19 protein-coding genes are annotated in these 18910 nt (G+C 41.6%); 13 read left to right on the top strand and 6 right to left on the bottom strand.

What is annotated here, in order from left to right:
- The first annotated feature begins 58 nt into the window (after positions 1-58).
- Together CDG76_RS31030 and CDG76_RS31025 are read left to right on the top strand one after the other, a co-directional pair.
- Positions 59-3034, top strand: a complete 2976-nt coding sequence (locus tag CDG76_RS31030) for a molecular chaperone (RefSeq protein WP_223265459.1) — start codon at positions 59-61, stop codon at positions 3032-3034.
- Positions 3035-3191: 157 nt separating this feature from the next.
- The gene (locus CDG76_RS31025) at positions 3192-4283 is read left to right on the top strand and encodes a hypothetical protein (protein ID WP_094352679.1); all 1092 of its coding nucleotides are present in this window, start codon (positions 3192-3194) and stop codon (positions 4281-4283) included.
- Positions 4284-4368: 85 nt separating this feature from the next.
- On the opposite strand, the gene CDG76_RS31020 is transcribed toward CDG76_RS31025, so the two are convergent.
- Positions 4369-4548, bottom strand: a complete 180-nt coding sequence (locus tag CDG76_RS31020) for a high light inducible protein (RefSeq protein WP_094352678.1) — start codon at positions 4546-4548, stop codon at positions 4369-4371.
- 233 nt (positions 4549-4781) lie between these two features.
- On the opposite strand from CDG76_RS31020, the gene CDG76_RS31015 reads away from it, so the two are divergent.
- A complete protein-coding gene (locus tag CDG76_RS31015) occupies positions 4782-5132 on the top strand; it encodes a hypothetical protein (RefSeq protein ID WP_223265458.1) in 351 nt (116 codons plus the stop codon).
- 151 nt (positions 5133-5283) lie between these two features.
- Here the strand turns inward: CDG76_RS31015 and CDG76_RS38755 are convergent, their stop codons facing one another.
- Positions 5284-5775, bottom strand: coding sequence for a transposase family protein (locus tag CDG76_RS38755; RefSeq protein ID WP_262984378.1), 492 nt, complete (start codon positions 5773-5775; stop codon positions 5284-5286).
- A 50-nt stretch (positions 5776-5825) separates the two neighbouring features.
- Positions 5826-6206: a helix-turn-helix domain-containing protein gene (locus tag CDG76_RS38750; protein ID WP_223265249.1), complete on the bottom strand. Its 381-nt coding sequence runs from the start codon at positions 6204-6206 to the stop codon at positions 5826-5828.
- A 120-nt stretch (positions 6207-6326) separates the two neighbouring features.
- Here CDG76_RS38750 and CDG76_RS31005 point away from each other — a divergent pair, with 120 nt between their 5' ends.
- The 4 genes from CDG76_RS31005 (at position 6327) to trpD (ending at position 9607) form a co-directional block, all read left to right on the top strand.
- Complete coding sequence (locus CDG76_RS31005; protein ID WP_223265457.1) at positions 6327-7064, top strand: hypothetical protein; 738 nt, start codon at positions 6327-6329, stop codon at positions 7062-7064.
- 159 nt (positions 7065-7223) lie between these two features.
- Entirely contained in the window at positions 7224-7505 is a 282-nt protein-coding gene (locus CDG76_RS31000) for a hypothetical protein (RefSeq protein WP_094352677.1), read from the top strand.
- Positions 7506-7553: 48 nt separating this feature from the next.
- On the top strand, positions 7554-8435 hold the full coding sequence (locus CDG76_RS30995; RefSeq protein ID WP_094352676.1) for a DNA adenine methylase: 882 nt from the start codon (positions 7554-7556) through the stop codon (positions 8433-8435).
- A gap of 80 nt (positions 8436-8515) precedes the next feature.
- A complete protein-coding gene (gene trpD / locus CDG76_RS30990; protein ID WP_094352675.1) occupies positions 8516-9607 on the top strand; it encodes an anthranilate phosphoribosyltransferase in 1092 nt (363 codons plus the stop codon).
- Here trpD and CDG76_RS30985 read toward each other — a convergent pair.
- Entirely contained in the window at positions 9537-10577 is a 1041-nt protein-coding gene (locus CDG76_RS30985; RefSeq protein ID WP_094352730.1) for a retropepsin-like aspartic protease family protein, read from the bottom strand. The two genes, trpD and CDG76_RS30985, sit on opposite strands and share 71 nt — an antisense overlap.
- Positions 10578-10834: 257 nt before the next feature.
- On the opposite strand from CDG76_RS30985, the gene carA reads away from it, so the two are divergent.
- The 5 genes from carA to CDG76_RS30960 all read left to right on the top strand — a co-directional run bounded on the left by carA (position 10835) and on the right by CDG76_RS30960 (position 15323).
- Complete coding sequence (gene carA, locus CDG76_RS30980; RefSeq protein WP_094352674.1) at positions 10835-12001, top strand: glutamine-hydrolyzing carbamoyl-phosphate synthase small subunit; 1167 nt, start codon at positions 10835-10837, stop codon at positions 11999-12001.
- Positions 12002-12235: 234 nt separating this feature from the next.
- Complete coding sequence (locus CDG76_RS30975) at positions 12236-12601, top strand: STAS domain-containing protein (protein ID WP_084227153.1); 366 nt, start codon at positions 12236-12238, stop codon at positions 12599-12601.
- A gap of 579 nt (positions 12602-13180) precedes the next feature.
- On the top strand, positions 13181-13660 hold the full coding sequence (locus CDG76_RS30970) for a Mini-ribonuclease 3 (protein ID WP_094352729.1): 480 nt from the start codon (positions 13181-13183) through the stop codon (positions 13658-13660).
- A 92-nt stretch (positions 13661-13752) separates the two neighbouring features.
- Entirely contained in the window at positions 13753-14934 is a 1182-nt protein-coding gene (gene rlmB, locus CDG76_RS30965; protein ID WP_094352673.1) for a 23S rRNA (guanosine(2251)-2'-O)-methyltransferase RlmB, read from the top strand.
- Between the two features lie 86 nt (positions 14935-15020).
- Positions 15021-15323: a DUF1816 domain-containing protein gene (locus CDG76_RS30960; protein WP_094352672.1), complete on the top strand. Its 303-nt coding sequence runs from the start codon at positions 15021-15023 to the stop codon at positions 15321-15323.
- A 392-nt stretch (positions 15324-15715) separates the two neighbouring features.
- Here the strand turns inward: CDG76_RS30960 and CDG76_RS30955 are convergent, their stop codons facing one another.
- On the bottom strand, positions 15716-16567 hold the full coding sequence (locus tag CDG76_RS30955) for an alpha/beta fold hydrolase (protein ID WP_094352671.1): 852 nt from the start codon (positions 16565-16567) through the stop codon (positions 15716-15718).
- Positions 16567-17817, bottom strand: a complete 1251-nt coding sequence (locus tag CDG76_RS30950; protein WP_094352670.1) for a methionine gamma-lyase family protein — start codon at positions 17815-17817, stop codon at positions 16567-16569. The genes CDG76_RS30955 and CDG76_RS30950 overlap by 1 nt, the downstream gene beginning before the upstream one ends.
- A 91-nt stretch (positions 17818-17908) precedes the next feature.
- On the opposite strand from CDG76_RS30950, the gene CDG76_RS30945 reads away from it, so the two are divergent.
- Positions 17909-18730 (top strand): acyl-CoA desaturase, encoded by an 822-nt coding sequence (locus tag CDG76_RS30945; RefSeq protein WP_094352669.1) that lies wholly within the window; start codon positions 17909-17911, stop codon positions 18728-18730.
- Positions 18731-18910: the final 180 nt, after the last annotated feature.

Here is an 18910-nt window from a genome sequence, read left to right as displayed (position 1 = left end):
GCGTAGGCATCGCCCTAGATAAAAAAGCGATCGCTCAACAGAATCATTTGATACTATAATGAACCCTTTTAAATTGAACAACTATACCGATCGCGAACCAAGCGAGAAACAACAAAAAAGATTTCCAGGATGGTTTGCTTTAGATTTTGGTACGTCGAATTCGACAGTCACACTTTTCGATCCAATTGAAGTACCGATCGCAGAAATTTTACCCAAAGAACAAGAAATGCGGTTGCGCGATCGCTTATCGCAATGGCTGAGTTCTCCCGCCTCAGTGGCTTTACCGGATGTCAGCGCTGATGATTGGGCAAAGTTTATCACAGAAATTAGCAAAAATTTGGAGATAGAACCCAGCCGATTGAGTGAAGTTTTTGAAAGTGATAATAAAGAGCGATTTTTGGAAGCAATTCGCCAAATTGAACTTTCTTTAGGAAACAGCGAGAGATTCCGCCGGGCTGTCAGCAAAAAACTTTACCAAATCTATCATGAGGTGTTTCGCGTCCCTACCCTAGAGTCGCAAAATCTGATCCCAGTTGTGCTGGATATCGATCGCCGCGATACGGAAATTCCCAGCGAGTCCGAAATTTCACACTTAGGGGATTTAAAACTGCGGATGGGTAGGGAAGCTAGAGATAACCGAAAAAAAGCGATCGCTCAAGGTACAAGCGGTTCTTTAAAGGAAATTATCAGCAGATTTCACCATTCACCCAAACGCTATTTTGGTCAGGAGCGATCGTTTTCAGTTATTTTGGATGGCGAAGAAGAAACAATTACCGCTAACCAACTAATCCAATCTGCTTGGGCGCATTTAATCGAGTTAACTGAAGACTATCGCCAACACGCACGACGCAGATTTTCTGAGGGAGACTTTTTAACAGCAGTTGTCACTTATCCCACTGTCGCACCACCAGTTGTTCGTAAAGAAGTTAGAGAACTGGTTGAGCAGTTGGGAATCGATGATGTGCAAACTGCTTATGATGAAGCCGTTTCTGTGGCGATATTCTTTTTATGGCGAGAATTTGGTGGTAATCTCAACATTGGGATCGAGTCATTCAAAACCCGTTGTCGCCAAGTCGGAAACAAATGGTCACAAAATGTTCTCGTCTTGGATATCGGCGGGGGAACTACAGATTTAGCTTTAATTGAACTGACTTTAGAAGATAAAACCCCAGCTTTTGCTGATTATGAAGATCGTGGTTTAGGAGGACGTTATTATAAACTTACTCCCAAACTATTAGGTTCATCTGGTCATTTACAGCTAGGCGGTGAGTTAATTACACTGCGAATTTTTAGATTATTAAAAGTTGCGATCGCAGACTTTTTATTGACAGCAGTCTCAACAGGTGACATAGAAAACGAAAAGTTAGAAGACTTAATTAACTCTGAGTTAAACGAGCGCTTCTTAGAACAAGGCAAATTCAAAACTGGCAGTCTTTTAAAATGTCTAGATAGAGAGAATCCTGAAGGCGATATTTCTTACAAAGATGCTCTTGACACTGCCGAGAAAGTATTGCCCACCCGTTGGCAACAAGCACCTCAACGTCTGCAATCCTTTTATATCCTCTGGGATCATGCAGAAGCAGCTAAACTTAAACTTGGGCAAAAGCCACCAGCAGAGAATTCTCTATTAACCTTCACACTTTCTGAGCAGCAAATTTCCGAATTGCTCACCCAAAGCGCCGTTAAATTGCAAGTCAAAGATCCAAATAATATCTGCGTCACCCTAGATAACCAGCAATTTGAACGAGCCGCCGCATCTGGAATTAAAGAAGCGATCGGAATTGCCAAAGGATTAATGGAAAGTCGTTTGCGTCCCGATGATATTAGCAAAGATTCTTGGAATTCCCAAAAAGTTGATTGGTTAATTTTGTCTGGAAAAACTTGTAATTTAGACATAGTGCAGCGCCAAATCTACCAAGAATTTAGTAAGTCTCCATATTTTGTCTGGAATCCAGAACGGATTACCTTTGTATTGGAATTTACCAAGCTAGCCACCTCCGCCGGTGCTTGTTATGCCGAGAAATTGCGAAGATTGAGATTCGATCCAGAAGAGTCTAAAAGCTTGTTGCGTAAGGGAGCCAACCAACTAGAAATTGATGTTAAAAACCTATTTTATTATTTGCCCTGCAACTTCAAACGCAAAACCCAAAGCAATGATTTACTAACTATATTCAAAGCTGGACAAGAACTCTATCAACTCGCACCTTGGGAAAGTGTCGCCAAAGTTCGTACTCATTGGCAAGGCATACAATTAACTAATATTATCTACCGTCAAGATTACGAAGAGGGAGATTTACGACTATGGGGAAGCTTTGACGGCAAAAACCTCATGAATCAACTGGAAATGCCAGAAGCAGAGTTTCTGAAAAAAATCAAAGTCCAGTTTGAGATTGACCAAACCCTCGAATTTAACGTATTGCTTTGTCAGGGAAATCCCCATTATTTGATTGACATTTCTGGAATTGATTTAGAATCGGTAGTTTCAGAAACTTCAGCGCTATTTGCTGATGGTAAATTGAATTGGAATATTGCTGTAGAACGCTTCAATAAAGACTTGAATGATGGTGATATTGCCGTCAATGTGATTGAGTCAGCAACTGTCGATCAACCAGATGCCTATCATCTTGTATTTGAAGTCGGAAATGATGGTAGTAAAACGTTTCACAAATTTCATTATTTGCGCGATGGAGTGACGCAACCGGGAATTGGGTTAATTAGTAATCCCTTACCTCCATTCCCACAAACTGGACAGCATACCTTCTATGTTTATCAAACAGATGCCGAAACCAACAGTAAAAAATGGATACGAATTGGCGCACTCAGTAAACCAGATATAACCACAGATTACCCTTGCCAATATCGTGTAACTCTCGACGATCGAGGTATTCTAAGGATGCACGCTGGTGAAGTACCTTACTGGACATCACAAAATCAGGAATGCTTGAAAGAAGAAGGATGTGTTTATCGTGCTGAATTAGAATTGCAACCTAATGAAGTTGATAAAGAACGCGATCCCTTTTGCGGCATACATTAAACCTCTGTGTTACTCTGCGCTAACCTTTGCGTTCCTCTGCGTTGAAAAAAATTAATATTTTTAAACGCAAAGGGGCGCGGAGTAAACGCATAGGCGCTTCGCCTTCCCGTAGGGTAGGGGCGCAGAGGTTTGCCAAGTATATTTGGAGGTGATATTTATGCAGGACTTGCGTCAATTATTAGAGATAAAAAACTCAGAGTTAGCCCGGTTACTGCGGTTTAGTCTATATGGACTAGAGGCTACTCTGAATCAGGCTCGCACAGAATTACCACTAGATCCAGGATCTAAAATATGTGATGAGGTGCTGCAAGAACTTCGTAACCTCTTACAACCTGAACCGCCACAGCAAAATACTGGTTGGGAAGATATACAAGATGAGTTAAAACTAAATCACCTTCGAGAAGCTTTTAATTCTGACTCAGAACTTAGCTATTATTTGGGTAATTCCCAACTGCAAAGCCAAACAGACTCAGATTTGTGGAATGAGATTCAACGCAAACTGTTGCGAGTCCCAGAGGATTTAGCTGCATCTTGGCAACAGCGCACCTTGGATTTAGCTCAAGAAGTTGGTGCGATCGCAGATAATTCTAATCTCTTTCAGCTTCCCTTTATCCGCGATGAAATTATTTACCCCGGACTTAGTGGTACTGTTCAAACTCAGGGATTGAACTTGTATCAACAAGCACTTTCAAATTCTCAAATTATCCAAGGGAATGCATCCGATTTACCAGCAGCATTCCTATTTTTATATATGAATTTTATCGAAATAGACCCAGATTTACATCACGCTTTAAAGAGTGTTTTTAGCTTCGATGTCGTCTCCTTACACTCCAAAGCAGAACAGCGCGATCAATATATTGATGCTTTAAGCGATCGCTTCCAACGCACCCAAAAAGCTGACAAAAATACTGATCCCCTGTCAATTCTCCGTGCTTGGATTGACATGGACGAAGCGATACATTCCCTAGTATTTGTACCACCGGCTGAACGCTATTCTTGGTGGGGAAAGCTACAACATGAATCACGGCGCATCCTGAAGAAATTCGCTGATGAAGCGATCAATGCAGGTAATGAAGTGCGAATCCGCCAATTATCGGGACTTTATGCAGATATCTGTGCTTTATCCAAGGATGACTTACAACTAGATTGTGGTGGTATTCCTGGCGAAGTCTTAACTTGTCTTCGAGTCTATGCGCGAATTAATCAAGAAGAATCTCCAGGTCGTGTAATATTTCGCTCATCACGGTAACAGAATTCTTAGCTAAAGGAAAGGCAGACGATTTTACGAATCGCTGCCTTGCCTGATCATCTAATGAAAGTAAAAACGTTTAAATTTAAAGGATGCCCCAGAAGTGTAAAATCCCTTGACCAGAAAACACTTCAAGTGCAACAGCAGATAAAAAACCAATCATTGCAAAACGACCGTTCCAGTTTTCGCTCTGAGGAGTGAAGCCCCAGCGCAAAGCATTAGGATCTTCTGGAACCGAAGGCGTAGTCTTCTTAACGTCTGCCATAAATAATACTCCAAGCTTTTATGTTCTAACAGTTATTACTGCCTGTAAAGTAATGTAACAGGTTTTTACGAAAATGCAACATAAGCTCGATATAAAATTCAAAAAGATATATTACGGGTACGTAGTTTTATGATGGTAGGTTTATTTAACTCTTGCTTAGTTATTTTTATGCTTTAATAGCCAAAGTTGAGCTAAACTCTGGCAAAGACAAATATTAAGAAAAGTTTGAATAAATGGCAGAAATTCTGCATTTTACAGGATTTATCAAGGGTGTAACCTACAAAACTCACTTAGATGAGAATTTAAGTAGGATTAGTTTAGATGTATTTGATGTCAATAAAGAAAAGAGTTATGGATTAATAAAGTCACCTATAACTGAAATTGCTTATTCAAAATGGGTATCACCTAAGAGAACCAGAAGTTATCCATTTGCCAGAATTTATAATACATATAACTCATCGAAAGTTATAACTATTATCCCAGTGATTAAAGATGAGGGCAAAGATGGCGATATAGATAAAATCCAATACTCTACAATTTCTTGGATGAATTTGCTTAATATCTATATAGTACTTGCTTATTAGACATCTCCAAAAACTATCAAAGCTTTGCTGTGACTAGCTCATAATATCTAAGCGCAAGGTTAGCTAACTAGCTAGTCTATANGATAAAATAAGGCTTTGAGATATTTCTTGATAATAATGAGGCAAAAATATGTAGTTATATGCGTTGATTTTAGCCTGATGGCAAAGGAGCTATTGTTGTTGGCAATATTAACGCTCCAATTCGCAATCTGACTAGTCCACAAATTGTCAAAATTACCTCAGCATACTTTTTAGGATTTAATCTAAATCTATCTTGAACAACTCGAAATATTTTGACTGAACGGATTCGGTGTTCAACAAATACTCGTTTGGATGAAAACTCCTTATTTTCTTTTTTCTGGTCAATTGTTAACTTGCTATTTCTCGGTGTTTTAATTGGGGTGTCAATTAAATCTTCTCCTAGATATCCTAAATCCCCCTTAAATTTCTGTTTTGGGTCAAAGTTATCACGGTTTTCTCTAAACAAAATTATGTCGCTTTTTGGACCAGGTTCGCCAGCGATAACATCAACGATATCCCCGGCATGTGGCAAGATAATTATCTGACTTTTAAATGTATGTTTTCTTGCCTTTCCTGAATAATATTTTTCTTGCTCTTTATTGTCTCCAGGTCTTTCCCTCACTTGTTCATAGCTATCTACAATTAATTCATATTCTGTCAGTACCTCTTTAACTACTTCATAGTCAGATTCTTTTTTTTTACCTGTTCAATTAAACTAGATGGTAACAATTCTCTCAGTAGTGGCAACCAATAATTAAATGTATCATTTGCTGTGGACTCACTTACTCCAAACTGGATACCCAAAAGTTGAAAAGTTGTCAGATGCCTCAGATATACCAAGGTTAAAATTATTTGTTCTTTGATAGATAACTTTGATTTACGACCTCCACCGCCAGCAATAATTCTAACTTTCTGGGATTCTAACAACGCTTGTTGTTCATTGTGTAATTTTTCCGCATTATAGATTAATTGTTGTAACTGTTCATGCCCCATACCAATTAACCGCTTTGTTTCTTTGGGATTTTCCTCAATGTGATTCAGTATGTCACTCATATTTTTGTGTCGAAAAACTTCTCATGATGTTCTTTTAGCACAGAATATTACTATTTTGGAGATGTCTGTTACGAAACAGCAAATAAAAGTACCAAAAAGGGGCAAACTAATAAGAATAAATTGAGTAATCAGAAATTTGCTAATGATTTTGTTAAATTTCAAATCAGTGAAATCTTAGCATATCGTCAAAGCGCACTCCATTGGAACAAGAATCTATTTGAAGAAAGATTTACACAAACTTTTGAAAAAGCCCTGGATTCTTATGATTCTATTTTTAATCAAACTGGAGTAATAATTCACTCACGAGAAGGATTAGATAAATATTTACATAAAATCAGAGAAGAGTTTGAAGAATTTAAAAATATTTCTCTTAAAGGTTCTCAGAGTGCTAGTAAGAGAGAAGCGCTGACTTCTCATAAGCTAGAATATTTAGTGGATGGATTAAAAGCAACTTTTAGTATTGAAAACTATCTTGGCGGAATTTACTATTTGACTCCTGATGAGATAATATTCGAGAACAACATATATATTATACAAGAGTCAAAAAATACTTCAACAGCATCTTTGCCAAAGCTCCCTGATATTCAAGATGGTTTATTCAAGCTAATTTTATTTTCTAATTTAGATTCTTTAATACTGAACGGTCAAAAAGTATTATTTTTTACAAAACTTAAGCTTACAGGTAACAATGTTGTTGGTTCTATTGTTTTTCCAGATGCATCACCAGAAGAATTAGAATACTTTTTAGAAGTTAATATTAAAAATTTTAATACGAATCAAAAAATAATTATCAAAAAATTAGCTTTAGAAGCCCGAAACAATCAGAGGCTTAAAATAGAAGTATCCCGTAATTTTTAGACCTTATAATTTTTAGTTATAAGCAAAAGCCCTTTTGAATATCCTGGTCGTAGAGCTTAATTCAGACAATCATGGGTTAGGATTAAAAGGTCATGTGTTATCAATAAACTAAACTGGTGTGACATTCATGGTTACGTATTATAGCTGAGGTGTTGTGCGGTGAGTCAGATTTTAAGCTTGGAATTAAGTGATGAACTTTACGCCGCATTGCAGCAACAAGCTGAGGTTGCAGGCGTATCTCTTGCAGAATTGGTAGCTACTTCTATAGAACAGCAATATGGTTCTCTAAAACGTGAAAATTTGCAAACTGAAACACAAAAAGAAGCAGTTCGCAAACGCTTTCAAAGTCATGCTGGAACCATTAACCTGCCTTACGCTACAGGAGCAGACAACGAAAGTATTGATGCTGATTTAGTTAGAGCATACACAAATAATTTTTAGCAAATAAATTGAATGTTTATATTACCACAAGTGTGACGATTTCTAATTATGATCAAAAGCCCTCTCCGTTATCCTGGTGGTAAGTCGAAAGCAATAAATCAAATAGTTGAATACTTGCCAGAGAGCTTTTCGGAATTTCGAGAACCTTTTGTAGGTGGTGGTTCTGTATTTATTTATTTAAGACAAAAGTTTCCTCATATCAAAATTTGGATTAACGATTTAAACCGCGAACTCTTCTTATTCTGGAAGGTTGCCCAGTCTGATATAACTCAATTAGTTAAAGAAATTCGACATATTAAAGTTAAACATAGAGATGGTAAATTACTCTTTATAGAATTAACTAGTGTAGATGCCAATAATTTATCTGATTTAGAAAGAGCAGTTCGCTTTTTCGTACTCAATAGAATTACTTTCTCAGGAACTGTAGAATCAGGCGGTTTTTCTGAACAAGCTTTCCATAAAAGATTTACTGATTCTTCAATAGAACGGCTAGAAAAGTTAGAAAACATCTTATCAGAAAATGTCCAAATTACTAATTTAGATTACAGCCACCTATTAAAATCAGAAGGAGAAGATGTATTTTTATTTTTAGATCCACCATACTTTAGCGCTACAAAATCAAAACTATACGGTAAAGATGGTGACTTGCATACTTCTTTTGAACATCAGAGATTTGCTAACCTTTTACAACAATGTCATCATCGCTGGCTAATTACCTACGACAACTCAACGCAAATTCGAGACAACTTTCAATGGGCTAATATCTCAGAGTGGGAATTACAGTATGGGATGAATAACTATAAGCAAAGTGGTGCAGCTAAAGGAAAAGAGTTATTCATTACTAACTACGAAGTTAAACTTGATTTGGAAAAAAAATCGCAAGTTCAGAATCTTGCTAATCCAGCTTTGCAATTAAGCCTTGAGATTTAAACCTAACTTTGATAGCTTCCAATTTTCCGGTAGGATAACCCCATAGCTCTCAATATAGCTACAACATACAAACCTTAGCTATGATAACTTCCCCAATCCCTGCTCAAGAATCCTCTGCTAGCTGGTATCTCCTGCTGCAACAATTAATAGATGGACAATCATTGTCTCGCACTCAATCTGCTGAATTAATGCAAGGTTGGCTCAGTGAAGCGGTTCCCCCAGAGTTATCAGGGGCTATATTAACAGCACTGAACTTTAGAGGCATTTCTGCCGACGAGTTGACTGGTATGGCTGAAGTATTACAATCTCAATGTTCCCCACTCAGCCCTCAGAAATCAACACTTAGCACTGTAATAGATACCTGTGGCACTGGTGGAGATGGGTCATCAACCTTTAATATTTCTACAGCGGTTGCTTTTGTTGCCGCTGCATCTGGTATACCCGTTGCTAAACACGGCAATCGTTCAGCATCAAGTCTCACAGGAAGTGCAGATGTATTGGAAGCCTTGGGTGTAAACTTAAATGCCTCTAGTGAAAAAGTACAAGCAGCACTACAAGAAGTCGGGATCACTTTCTTGTTTGCCCCTGGTTGGCATCCAGCACTGAAGGCGGTTGCGTCATTACGGCGGACTTTGAAAGTGCGAACAATTTTTAATTTGCTCGGGCCGTTAGTAAACCCCTTGCGTCCAACTGGGCAAGTGGTGGGCTTATTTACTCCTAAACTTTTGGCAACTGTTGCCGAAGCTTTACAGAATTTGGGCAAGGAAAAGGCGATTGTACTGCATGGGCGAGAAAAACTTGATGAGGCTGGGTTAGGAGATGAAACTGATTTGGCGGTGTTATCAGACGGAGAAGTGCAGTTAACTACTATTAATCCCCTAGATTTGGATCTAACGCCTGCTACCATTGGTATGCTTCGGGGTGGGGATGTCCAAGAGAATGCGGAGATTCTCAAGGCTGTACTCCAAGGTAAGGGAACTCAGGCGCAACAGGACGCAGTAGCTTTGAATGCTTCGTTGGCGCTGCAAGTAGCGGGTACGATGCCTGCGGCGGGCGGGTACGCCATCGCACTCCTAGATCACGCCCAAGGCATTAAAATTGCTAAGGATATCCTACAAAGTGGGGCTGCTTGGACGAAGTTGGAGGAGTTAGTGGAGTTTCTGGGGAATTGATTTGCGATCGCAATTGCGGACGAAACTCTACCACATTACGCTTAATGGTGACATCGTAGTTGCCAAAAAAGTCATGTCCTAGAAGTCCAGTATCTAGTTCCGCACCTGCGATCGCAACTGGTATTTTATTCACTATTACCCCGCCAAGTGCCATCGAATTAACATAGCCCACAGGAAATTCTACCGCTCTGGAACTCGCGGTGTTTGCCTTCGCTTTTCCCACTGTCACGATTCCCAAAGCATTAGCCATCTCTTGGGTGATGACAGTGCCACTTGCTCCCGTATCCACAATCATCTCAAATTGTTGTTGACCATTAAAGGTGACTTCCACAATTGGCGTACCACCAATTCGCCTTTTGATCGGCGCTGTAAATACTGCTTCATCGGGAATTACCACTGCTGATGACGGCAAACCTGGCTCTGGTGATAACGGTTTTGTTTCTCGTGGAGGTAAAGTGAATTTTGGTGTGGTTTCTCTTTGAGGAACAACAACGACTATTTTATGAGGTTCTCTAACTGCAACAGGGCGAGGATTAGCTTGCTGTTGGGCATATTTAACCTGGCGGCGATATTCCTTAATTTTGGTTTGAGCGATCGCAAATTCTGGGCTTTTTCGCCGTATTTTTTGCATCAGCGCGATCGCCTCCTGATACTGACTCGCCACCAATTTCCAATCATCTGGAGATTGAGCCGATTGGCTGATACTCCAAGCGCCAACAGCTTTGTCTCGTCCGATCTCAAAAAGACTTGGTTCACTTTCAAACGGATCTAGCGGCTGCGCTTCTGGGCTAGCTGCTGGTCTTACTGGTTCAACGGTAGGCTTTCTTGATGCAAGATCCCCAACTGGTGTTTGTTGCTCATTGCCAACAATCGCAGTGTTTTGTTTGTCTTCACTACAGGCAACACACAAAACCGCTAGAGCGCTTGATACAAAAATTAGGGTTGCACGGGATAAAAAAGACTGAAGCATAATTAATTTTAACTGCCCAAGCTTTGCCAAATCCACTCCCGCTACTTCAATTCCCTTTTAATTTTAATTAACTATCTTAAAAACTCCCAATTGCTCAACTCATGGGATAATTAACAATCGCAGTATTAAGGAATAGGGAGTGGGGAATAGGGAGCAGGGAGCAGGGAGCAGGGAGAAGAGTTTTCCCCTCTGCCCCCCGCACCCCGCCCCTCTGCCTCTTTTCAATGCCCCATGCCCAATCCCCAATGCTATCACCTATGCCCCTGACTGACGCAGCAATACCAGCTTTACTTGTCTTAGCAGATGGAACCACTTATCGCGGTTGGTCTTTCGGTGCGACGGGAACCGCGATCGGAGAAGTGGTGTTCAACACTGGCATGACCGGCTATCAAGAAGTCTTGACTGACCCTAGTTACCGCGGTCAAATTGTCATTTTTACCTATCCTGAATTGGGGAATACTGGCGTCAATCTGGAAGATGAAGAATCAGATGGGCCCCAAGTGCGGGGTGCGATCGCCCGCAATATTTGTCAGCGTCCAAGTAACTGGCGATCGACACAAACTTTACCTGACTACCTCAAACAAAACCAAATACCAGGGATCTACGGCATCGATACCCGCGCCCTCACACGCAAAATTCGGATGTTCGGAGCGATGAACGGTGGCATTTCTACAACCATTCTCGATGAAGCGGAATTGTTAGAGCAGGTACTAGCAGCCCCCAATATGGCAGGATTGAATCTGGTTCGTGAAGTCACCACCCCAACGGCTTATGAATGGTCTGATCCCACAATTCCAGCTTGGGAATTTAACTCTGAGGCTGGGGAAAATCTTGGGGAAGCCTTTACCGTTGTTGCCCTTGACTTTGGCGTTAAACGCAATATTTTACGTCGATTAGTAAGTTATGGTTGTCGGGTAATTGTTGTACCCGCTGATACACCACCAGAGGAAATCCTCAACTACAATCCAGATGGTGTGTTTCTTTCTAATGGGCCTGGCGACCCAGCTGCCGTCACTGAAGGGATTGCAACTGCCAAAGCACTCCTGTTAAGTGAAAAACCCATCTTTGGTATTTGTATGGGACACCAAATTTTAGGTCATGCACTAGGGGCAGAAACTTATAAACTTAAATTTGGTCATCGTGGTTTGAATCAGCCTGCCGGTTTACAACAACGGGTAGAAATTACTAGCCAAAACCATAGTTTTGCTATTGACCCAGATTCCTTACCTACAGCAGTTGTGGAAATTAGCCACCTAAACTTAAACGATCGCACCATTGCCGGGGTACGGCACAAATCTCTACCTGTGTTCTCCGTACAGTATCATCCAGAAGCTAGTCCTGGCCCACACGATGCTGATTACTTGTTTGAGCAATTTGTTCAATCCATGCGAACAGCACGTCAAGCCGTGGCAGAGGTGAGGTAAAAATAGGGACTAGGGACTAGGGACTAGGGACTAGGGACTAGGGACTAGGGACTAGGGACTAGGGACTAGGGACTAGGAAATAAGATTAAGAATACTATTTTCCAATCCCCAGTACCCAATCCCCAGTACCCAATCCCCAGTACCCAATCCCCAGTACCCAATCCCAACAGATTGTAGACAACTTGCTCAAAAACCATCTATACTTGAGCGTTCACTTTAACTCATGAGGAGGGAATTATTGCTGAGCCACTGAATCTAACCGTTAGCCTGAGGGGCACTCGTGAAGTCCGGGATAACTGTCAGCTATTCCGCCTCACAGGTTTGTTAGATGCTTTTTCTGAGCCGACATTTCGCAAGACACTTGGCAGCAAGATAGACGAGGGTCCTAAGCACATTATTTTGGATCTCTCACAAATTGATTTTGTTGATAGCTCTGGCTTGGGTGCTCTGGTGCAGCTAGCCAAGCAGGCTCAAACTGCCGATGGCACTTTGCAAATTGTTACAAATGCCCGCGTAACTCAAACGGTCAAGCTTGTTCGCCTAGAGAAGTTTCTCTCCCTGCAAAAATCAGTTGAAGACGCTCTAGAAAACGTCAAGTAGTCTTGATTGCTCGATCTGAGAGTTAAATTTAGCTATCCAGATTCAATATCGGATAGCTTAATTTTTAAAACTTCTGGCATAAAACCTCTCTCCTTGTGGGAGAGGCATAAAGCCAGTTGAGCTATTATGTTTAAAGTTGAGTAATAACTAAAGATATAAACACCCAACTCTTGGGTGTGTAATCGTTGGCTAGAATATTGGATAAATAATCAAGTCTGAGATATTTGTAAGAAATACAAAGCCAGCAGATTTGTTTATAGATAGACTTGACTCGATGCTGTATAGTTAAAAGTTGTCGTTTACTCAGTAAGCATGGCAATGCTACCAAGTGAAAAAGTGAATTTGATGTCAAAATTTTACCCTGTCTTAGGCGCAGACCACAATAAGTAGGCGAAATTTGGTTTATAGATGTTGACATCAGGGTGATTTAAAATGCCAACTCTCAATCAAAAAGATGAAATTAGGAAGTAAGTTTGATAGTATTGATTATGCTAAGTATACTATCATGGCATACTTCGGAAAAATCAGTCTTTGCGAAGAATGCCTGCCAAATGTAGCCCGTCAAGGAATGATTTATTTGTGAAGTCACAGGAGGAAGAGCTATTAGATGGACAAGATGAAACTCTCAAACAGAGCTTGTCTTGGACTGAAGCACTCTTGGCAACCACAGGGCCATTCCAACAGATTTCCCTCTCACAAGTGCAACAAATTTCTCCTAGTGCTTTAGCATATTTGGGGGATGCAATTTATGAGTTGTATGTTAGAATGTTCTATCTGCTGCCATTGCAGCGGTCAGGAATTTACCATCGTCTGGTAGTGGAGCAGGTAAGAGCAGAAACACAAGCGCTACATTTGCGATCGCTAATTCCTCATCTCAGGGATAACGAATTAGAAATTGTCCGACGGGGTAGAAACGCCGCAACAGGACGCCCTAAGCGACTTAATCCCGAAATTTATCAACAGGCAACTAGTCTAGAAACTTTAATAGGCTACTTATATATCACCGATTACCAACGTCTAACCGAACTGTTGCAAATACTTCATCTAGAAAAAGAGTGAAAACTCAATTTCGCAGTAGCCACAACACTAGATTAGGTTCAAAAAATTGAGGTAATCGGAACGATCAACCATACGCTATATTCATAACTCCAATGCAGGATAAACCCAGAAAAGTCAAGACTTCTAGCGAACCAAATCGTGGACAACCCGTAAAAATTAAAGGTAAACGTGTTGTTACTAATCCGGCTCGCAATCCCAGGAAAGTAGATAGCAACCCCATCTCTGTTGCGAATCCAACTCGCAATCCGAGAAAAATAGATAGCAACCCCATATCTGTTGAGAATCCGACTCGCAATCCCAGGAAAGTAGATAGCAACCCCATCTCTGTTGAGAATCCGACTCGCAATCCCAGAAAAGTAGATGGCAACACCATCTCTGTTGTTAATCCGAATCGCAATCCCAGGAAAATAGATAGCAACGCCAGCTATGGGAACTCGCGACAACGAAATAGCAACTTCTCCCAGCCGTCTGTATCTACACAGCCGACAGAAGAAGATAACGATCTCATCTACGGTCGTCATCCAGTATTGAGTGCATTGCAAAATCAGCGCAATCTCAACCGTCTCTGGATTACTACCCGTCTGCGGTACGATCCCAGCTTTCACCATTTTCTCTTGCAAGCAAAGGAAAATGGCACAGTTATTGATGAAGTTGAACCCAAGCGTTTAGACTATCTCACCAACGGCGCTAATCACCAAGGTGTGGCAGCACAAATTGCTCCCTACGCTTACATCGAATTGCCCGATCTAATTGAGCAGTGCAAATCTGTAACCGATGCTGTAATTGTCGTGGCTGACGGAATTACCGATCCCCACAACTTGGGAGCAATAATTCGCACTGCCGAAGCAATAGGCGCTCAAGGATTGGTGATTCCTCAAAGAAGGGCATCTGGGATCACTTCCACCGTTATGAAAGTGGCAGCAGGCGCTTTAGAAAATTTTGCTGTAGCTAGAGTTGTCAACCTGAGCCGCTCCTTAGAAGAATTAAAAGAAGCTGGCTTTTGGATTTACGGTACTGCTGCAAGTGGCAGCGAACCTGTGCATACAGTCAATTTCACAGGCCCAATCGTTTTGGTAATCGGCTCAGAAGGTGAAGGTCTGGGTATGTTAACTCAACGCTCTTGTGATTTTTTAGTATCGATTCCTCTACAGGGTAAGACACCCAGCCTGAATGCTTCTGTAGCAGCGGGTATGGCGCTTTATGAGATTTATCGCCAGCGATCGCTAAATACGCTGCACTTAGATAAATTGCAAAAATTCTCTTTGAAAAAATAACAGTAACAGAGTATAAAGAAATGTAAAAGATAATAAAGCAACATATCGTTTAACACCCTGTAGACGTTTATAAATCGGCGAAAACCATGAAAACCATTTGGCATAACCTCAAGGAAGTGTTAATTAACACATTCGACTACATCGGCTTGGCTTGGTGGGTAGAGATTGTGACGCAAAATCCCCGTTGCACGTATTACTTCGGGCCATTTCTAAGTTCTTCTGATGCAAAATTAGCAAGCAAAGGATACATAGAAGATTTGGAGATCGAAGGAGCGCAGGGAATTATTGTGAATGTCAAGCGCTGCAAACCTAGTAACTTAACAATTGCTGACGACTTGGGGGAAAGATTTGACCGCAAAGTACAGCCTGCCTTTGGCGGTCAAATTTAAGTTAGGCCAGAGAATGAAAAGGATGCTCTGATGCAAAGACATAAAGACACAGAAAATCCTTTTACCAACTCAATACTGAGTGCTGTTAGCGGTAGCGGGGCGTTTAGCCCGTGCTGAGTGCTGAGTAAATTTAAGAAGTACTCAGTACTTCCGCACTACGGTAAAAGCCCCGCCCCTTGTGGGCGGAATCTTCTTATAGAGAAAAGGTTGATACCCCACCCGCAAGTGGGGTGGTCTTTTCACTCAGCACCCGAAACTCAGCACTCAGCACTTTTCATCAGGAGTTATTGCGTCTTTTTCATTCATTGCGTCACCACATCTTCCCTTTCCTTTTCTTCTTCGTCAATAGTCAAAATTTTTTTAAATATTTTTTTTAATATTAAATATTTAGACTATTGACTACCAATTACCTGCGGATGAACTTCGAGCCAATGGTCAATATCATTTAGCACCTGCTGGGGAACTTCCCACGGAAAAAGATGGGCAGTGTTGGGATAGCACTGCCACTGAGAATTTTTGAGGTGTTGAGCAGTTTGTAAGCTGGAATCAGATGTAATGTGGCGGTCTTGTTCACCAGCAAGTACTAAACTGGGACATTGTATTTGTTGCAAATCTAAAACCCGATTGTATCCTGATTGAATTGCACTATAGAGAGCGCGAGTAGCAGCAGGAGAAGTTTGCAAATAAGCTGGTACTGCTTCCTTGGCGATGTAATTGTAAGTAATAGATGTATGTTGTTGGATTAAGTAGCGGAAAAGCGATCGCTTACCAAAAGTTTCAATATTCCATTGCCAACTCGGTTTTATATAGTTCAATAGCGCGGCAATGCCAGTATATAAATTATCCTGCCAAGTTATAGGAGGATGACTGCCACGGGGTTTTGCAGCTGTTGCCACCAAAATCAGCCCAGTAACGCGCTCTGGCAAACGTAATGCCATCTCCATTGCCAGGATGCCGCCCAGTGACCATCCTAATACTAAGCACTTTTCAATCTGCAAACGGTCTAGCAGCGCTTCTAAATCAGTCAAATGGTCATTCATCTCAAAATTGCCGTTACAGCGGCTTTTACCGTATCCACGTAAATCAGGGGCAAAAGTTTTGTAGCGTTTTGATAAATGATTGGTAAAGACAGAAAGACTACGACCAGTACCAGGATGACCGTGTAAGCCCAAAATTGGGAATCCTTGGCCTTGGGTGTAAACATTCAGGCGTGTAGCAGTAGTAGGATTATGGCGATCGCTCATTACTCTCCCTTTTTCTGTCTATGGATACTGCCAACTGCATCGATCGCAGCTTCGAGTGCGATCGCTACATGAGTCCAATGAGTCCCACCCTGACAATAAACCACATACGGTTCACGCAAAGGCCCATCTGCTGATAATTCCAAAGTACTCCCTTCAATAAACGTCCCCCCAGCCATCACCACCTGGCTCTCATACCCCGGCATATCATCTGGAACAGGGTCTAAGTAGGAACCAATTGGAGAATGCTGTTGTATGGCTTTACAGAAAGCAATTAGCTTTTCGGCAGAACCGAGTTTAATTGCCTGAATTACATCCCCACGAGGAGCTAGGGGAGCGGGATTTACTGGATAACCAAGTTTATCAAATACATAACCAGTAAGATAAGTTCCTTTCATCGCCTCTCCTACCATCTGCGGCGCTAGAAATAAGCCTTGGAACAGCAGGCGATTTTGGTCAAAAGTAGCACCGCCGTAACTCCCGATACCGGGAGCCGTGAGGCGACAGGCGGATGCTTCCACTAAGTCGGCGCGACCAGCGACATAACCACCAGCGCTAACAATGGTTCCACCAGGATTTTTAATCAATGACCCCGCCATTAAATCAGCACCTACGCCTGTAGGTTCCTTTGTTTCAATAAATTCGCCGTAGCAGTTATCCACAAAGCAAACGGTGTTCGGGTTTTGCTGTTTGACTAAGTGGACGATTTTTTCAATATCGGCAATTGATAAACTAGGTCGCCAAGAATAGCCACAAGATCGCTGAATTAACACTAAACGAGTTTTGTCATCCACTGCATGGCTTAAAGCTTGCCAATCCACTATTCCTTCTGGGGTTAGCTCTAGCTGACGGTAATTTATGCCAAACTCAATAAGGGAGCCTTGACCTTGACCTCGTAAACCAATGACTTCTTCAAGCGTATCGTAGGGAGAACCGACCACTGCTAACATCTCATCTCCAGGACGGAGAACACCAAACAAAGCACAAGCGATCGCATGAGTTCCCGAAACGAACTGCACTCGTACAGCCGCAGCTTCAGCACCCATAACTTCGGCAAAAACTTTATCTAAAGTTTCTCGTCCTAAATCATCATGTCCATAGCCACTTACACCAGCAAAGTGGTGTGCCCCTACACGGTGATTACGAAAAGCATCCAGCACTCGTTTTAGATTATGCTTGACCTGAGTGTCAATTCCAGAAAAAATTTCTAATAGTGCCTGTTCTGCTTGCCGCAGCTGTTCTAAGCTGTTCATCAGTTCCTCGTTCAAAAAAAATTAAGATTATAGATATGCGGATTTTAAGATCGCGCAGACTAGGCTGGAAAATTCAAATTCAGGTTACTGCATGACAATTGCTACTTCAACCAAACCTCAAGTTAACTGGGTTAATACCCTGTTTTTCATTGGACTGCACATTGGCGCTTTATTTGCCTTTGTTCCTGGTAACTTTAGCTGGACGGCAGTTGGTGTAGGTTTCTTGCTGTACTGGGTAACAGGTGGCTTAGGAGTTACTCTAGGATTTCACCGCCTTGTCACCCACCGCAGTTTTCAAACTCCCAAGTGGCTAGAGTATATCTTGGTTTTCTTCGGCACACTCTCGTGTCAAGGAGGCCCAATTGAGTGGATCGGGACGCATCGCATTCATCATTTAAACTCTGATACTGATGCCGATCCCCATGATTCTAATAAAGGCTTCTGGTGGAGCCACATGGATTGGCTGATTCACTACTGTCCCGCTCACGCTGATGTTCCTCGTTTCACCAAAGACATTGCCGAAGACCCAGTTTATCAGTTTTTAGAAAAATATTTCATTTTGATCCAGGTTGCTCTAGGTGTATTGCTTTTGCTTCTGGGTGGCTGGTCATTTGTTGTCTGGGGAATTTTTGTTCGCATTGTCTGGGTTTACCACTGCACTTGGTTGGTGAACAGCGCGACTCATAAATTTGGCTATCGGAGCTATGATTCTGGTGATAGATCGACTAATTGCTGGTGGGTAGCTGTACTAGTTTTCGGTGAAGGCTGGCATAATAACCATCATGCTTTTCAATACTCAGCTCGTCATGGGCTGGAATGGTGGGAAATCGATTTAACCTGGATGACAGTACAATTGCTACAAGCAGTTGGTCTGGCTACTAATGTGAAGTTGGCCCCAACAAAAGTTAGTTAGAAGAGACGCGACGCCAGTCGCTACAACGGGGGGAACCTCCGCAACGCGCTGGCTCATTAATCGCGTCTGTACAGGAGTTAGGATGTGTAACGCTTTTAAATCGATCGCTCCTAACTCCTAACTTTTCAAAAAGCTATTTACTTACGGGTGCGCTTGTGTCGGTTAGGTTGCTATAATCCG

The sequence above is a fragment of the Nostoc sp. 'Peltigera membranacea cyanobiont' 210A genome (assembly GCF_002246015.1).
Taxonomy (GTDB): Bacteria; Cyanobacteriota; Cyanobacteriia; order Cyanobacteriales; family Nostocaceae; genus Nostoc.
The sequence above is the reverse complement of the archived record's forward strand: the minus strand, read 5'-3'. Positions and strand labels throughout refer to the sequence as shown.

Excerpts from the sequence above, each read along its gene's own strand:
- CDG76_RS31030 (WP_223265459.1), top strand. The coding sequence starts at position 59 with ATGAACCCTTTTAAATTGAACAACTATACCGATCGCGAACCAAGCGAG.
- CDG76_RS31025 (WP_094352679.1), top strand. The coding sequence starts at position 3,192 with ATGCAGGACTTGCGTCAATTATTAGAGATAAAAAACTCAGAGTTAGCC.
- CDG76_RS31020 (WP_094352678.1), bottom strand. The coding sequence starts at position 4,548 with ATGGCAGACGTTAAGAAGACTACGCCTTCGGTTCCAGAAGATCCTAAT.
- CDG76_RS31015 (WP_223265458.1), top strand. The coding sequence starts at position 4,782 with ATGGCAGAAATTCTGCATTTTACAGGATTTATCAAGGGTGTAACCTAC.
- CDG76_RS38750 (WP_223265249.1), bottom strand. The coding sequence starts at position 6,206 with ATGAGTGACATACTGAATCACATTGAGGAAAATCCCAAAGAAACAAAG.
- CDG76_RS30995 (WP_094352676.1), top strand. The coding sequence starts at position 7,554 with ATGATCAAAAGCCCTCTCCGTTATCCTGGTGGTAAGTCGAAAGCAATA.
- trpD (WP_094352675.1), top strand. The coding sequence starts at position 8,516 with ATGATAACTTCCCCAATCCCTGCTCAAGAATCCTCTGCTAGCTGGTAT.
- CDG76_RS30985 (WP_094352730.1), bottom strand. The coding sequence starts at position 10,577 with ATGCTTCAGTCTTTTTTATCCCGTGCAACCCTAATTTTTGTATCAAGC.
- carA (WP_094352674.1), top strand. The coding sequence starts at position 10,835 with ATGCCCCTGACTGACGCAGCAATACCAGCTTTACTTGTCTTAGCAGAT.
- rlmB (WP_094352673.1), top strand. The coding sequence starts at position 13,753 with ATGCAGGATAAACCCAGAAAAGTCAAGACTTCTAGCGAACCAAATCGT.
- CDG76_RS30960 (WP_094352672.1), top strand. The coding sequence starts at position 15,021 with ATGAAAACCATTTGGCATAACCTCAAGGAAGTGTTAATTAACACATTC.
- CDG76_RS30955 (WP_094352671.1), bottom strand. The coding sequence starts at position 16,567 with ATGAGCGATCGCCATAATCCTACTACTGCTACACGCCTGAATGTTTAC.
- CDG76_RS30950 (WP_094352670.1), bottom strand. The coding sequence starts at position 17,817 with ATGAACAGCTTAGAACAGCTGCGGCAAGCAGAACAGGCACTATTAGAA.
- CDG76_RS30945 (WP_094352669.1), top strand. The coding sequence starts at position 17,909 with ATGACAATTGCTACTTCAACCAAACCTCAAGTTAACTGGGTTAATACC.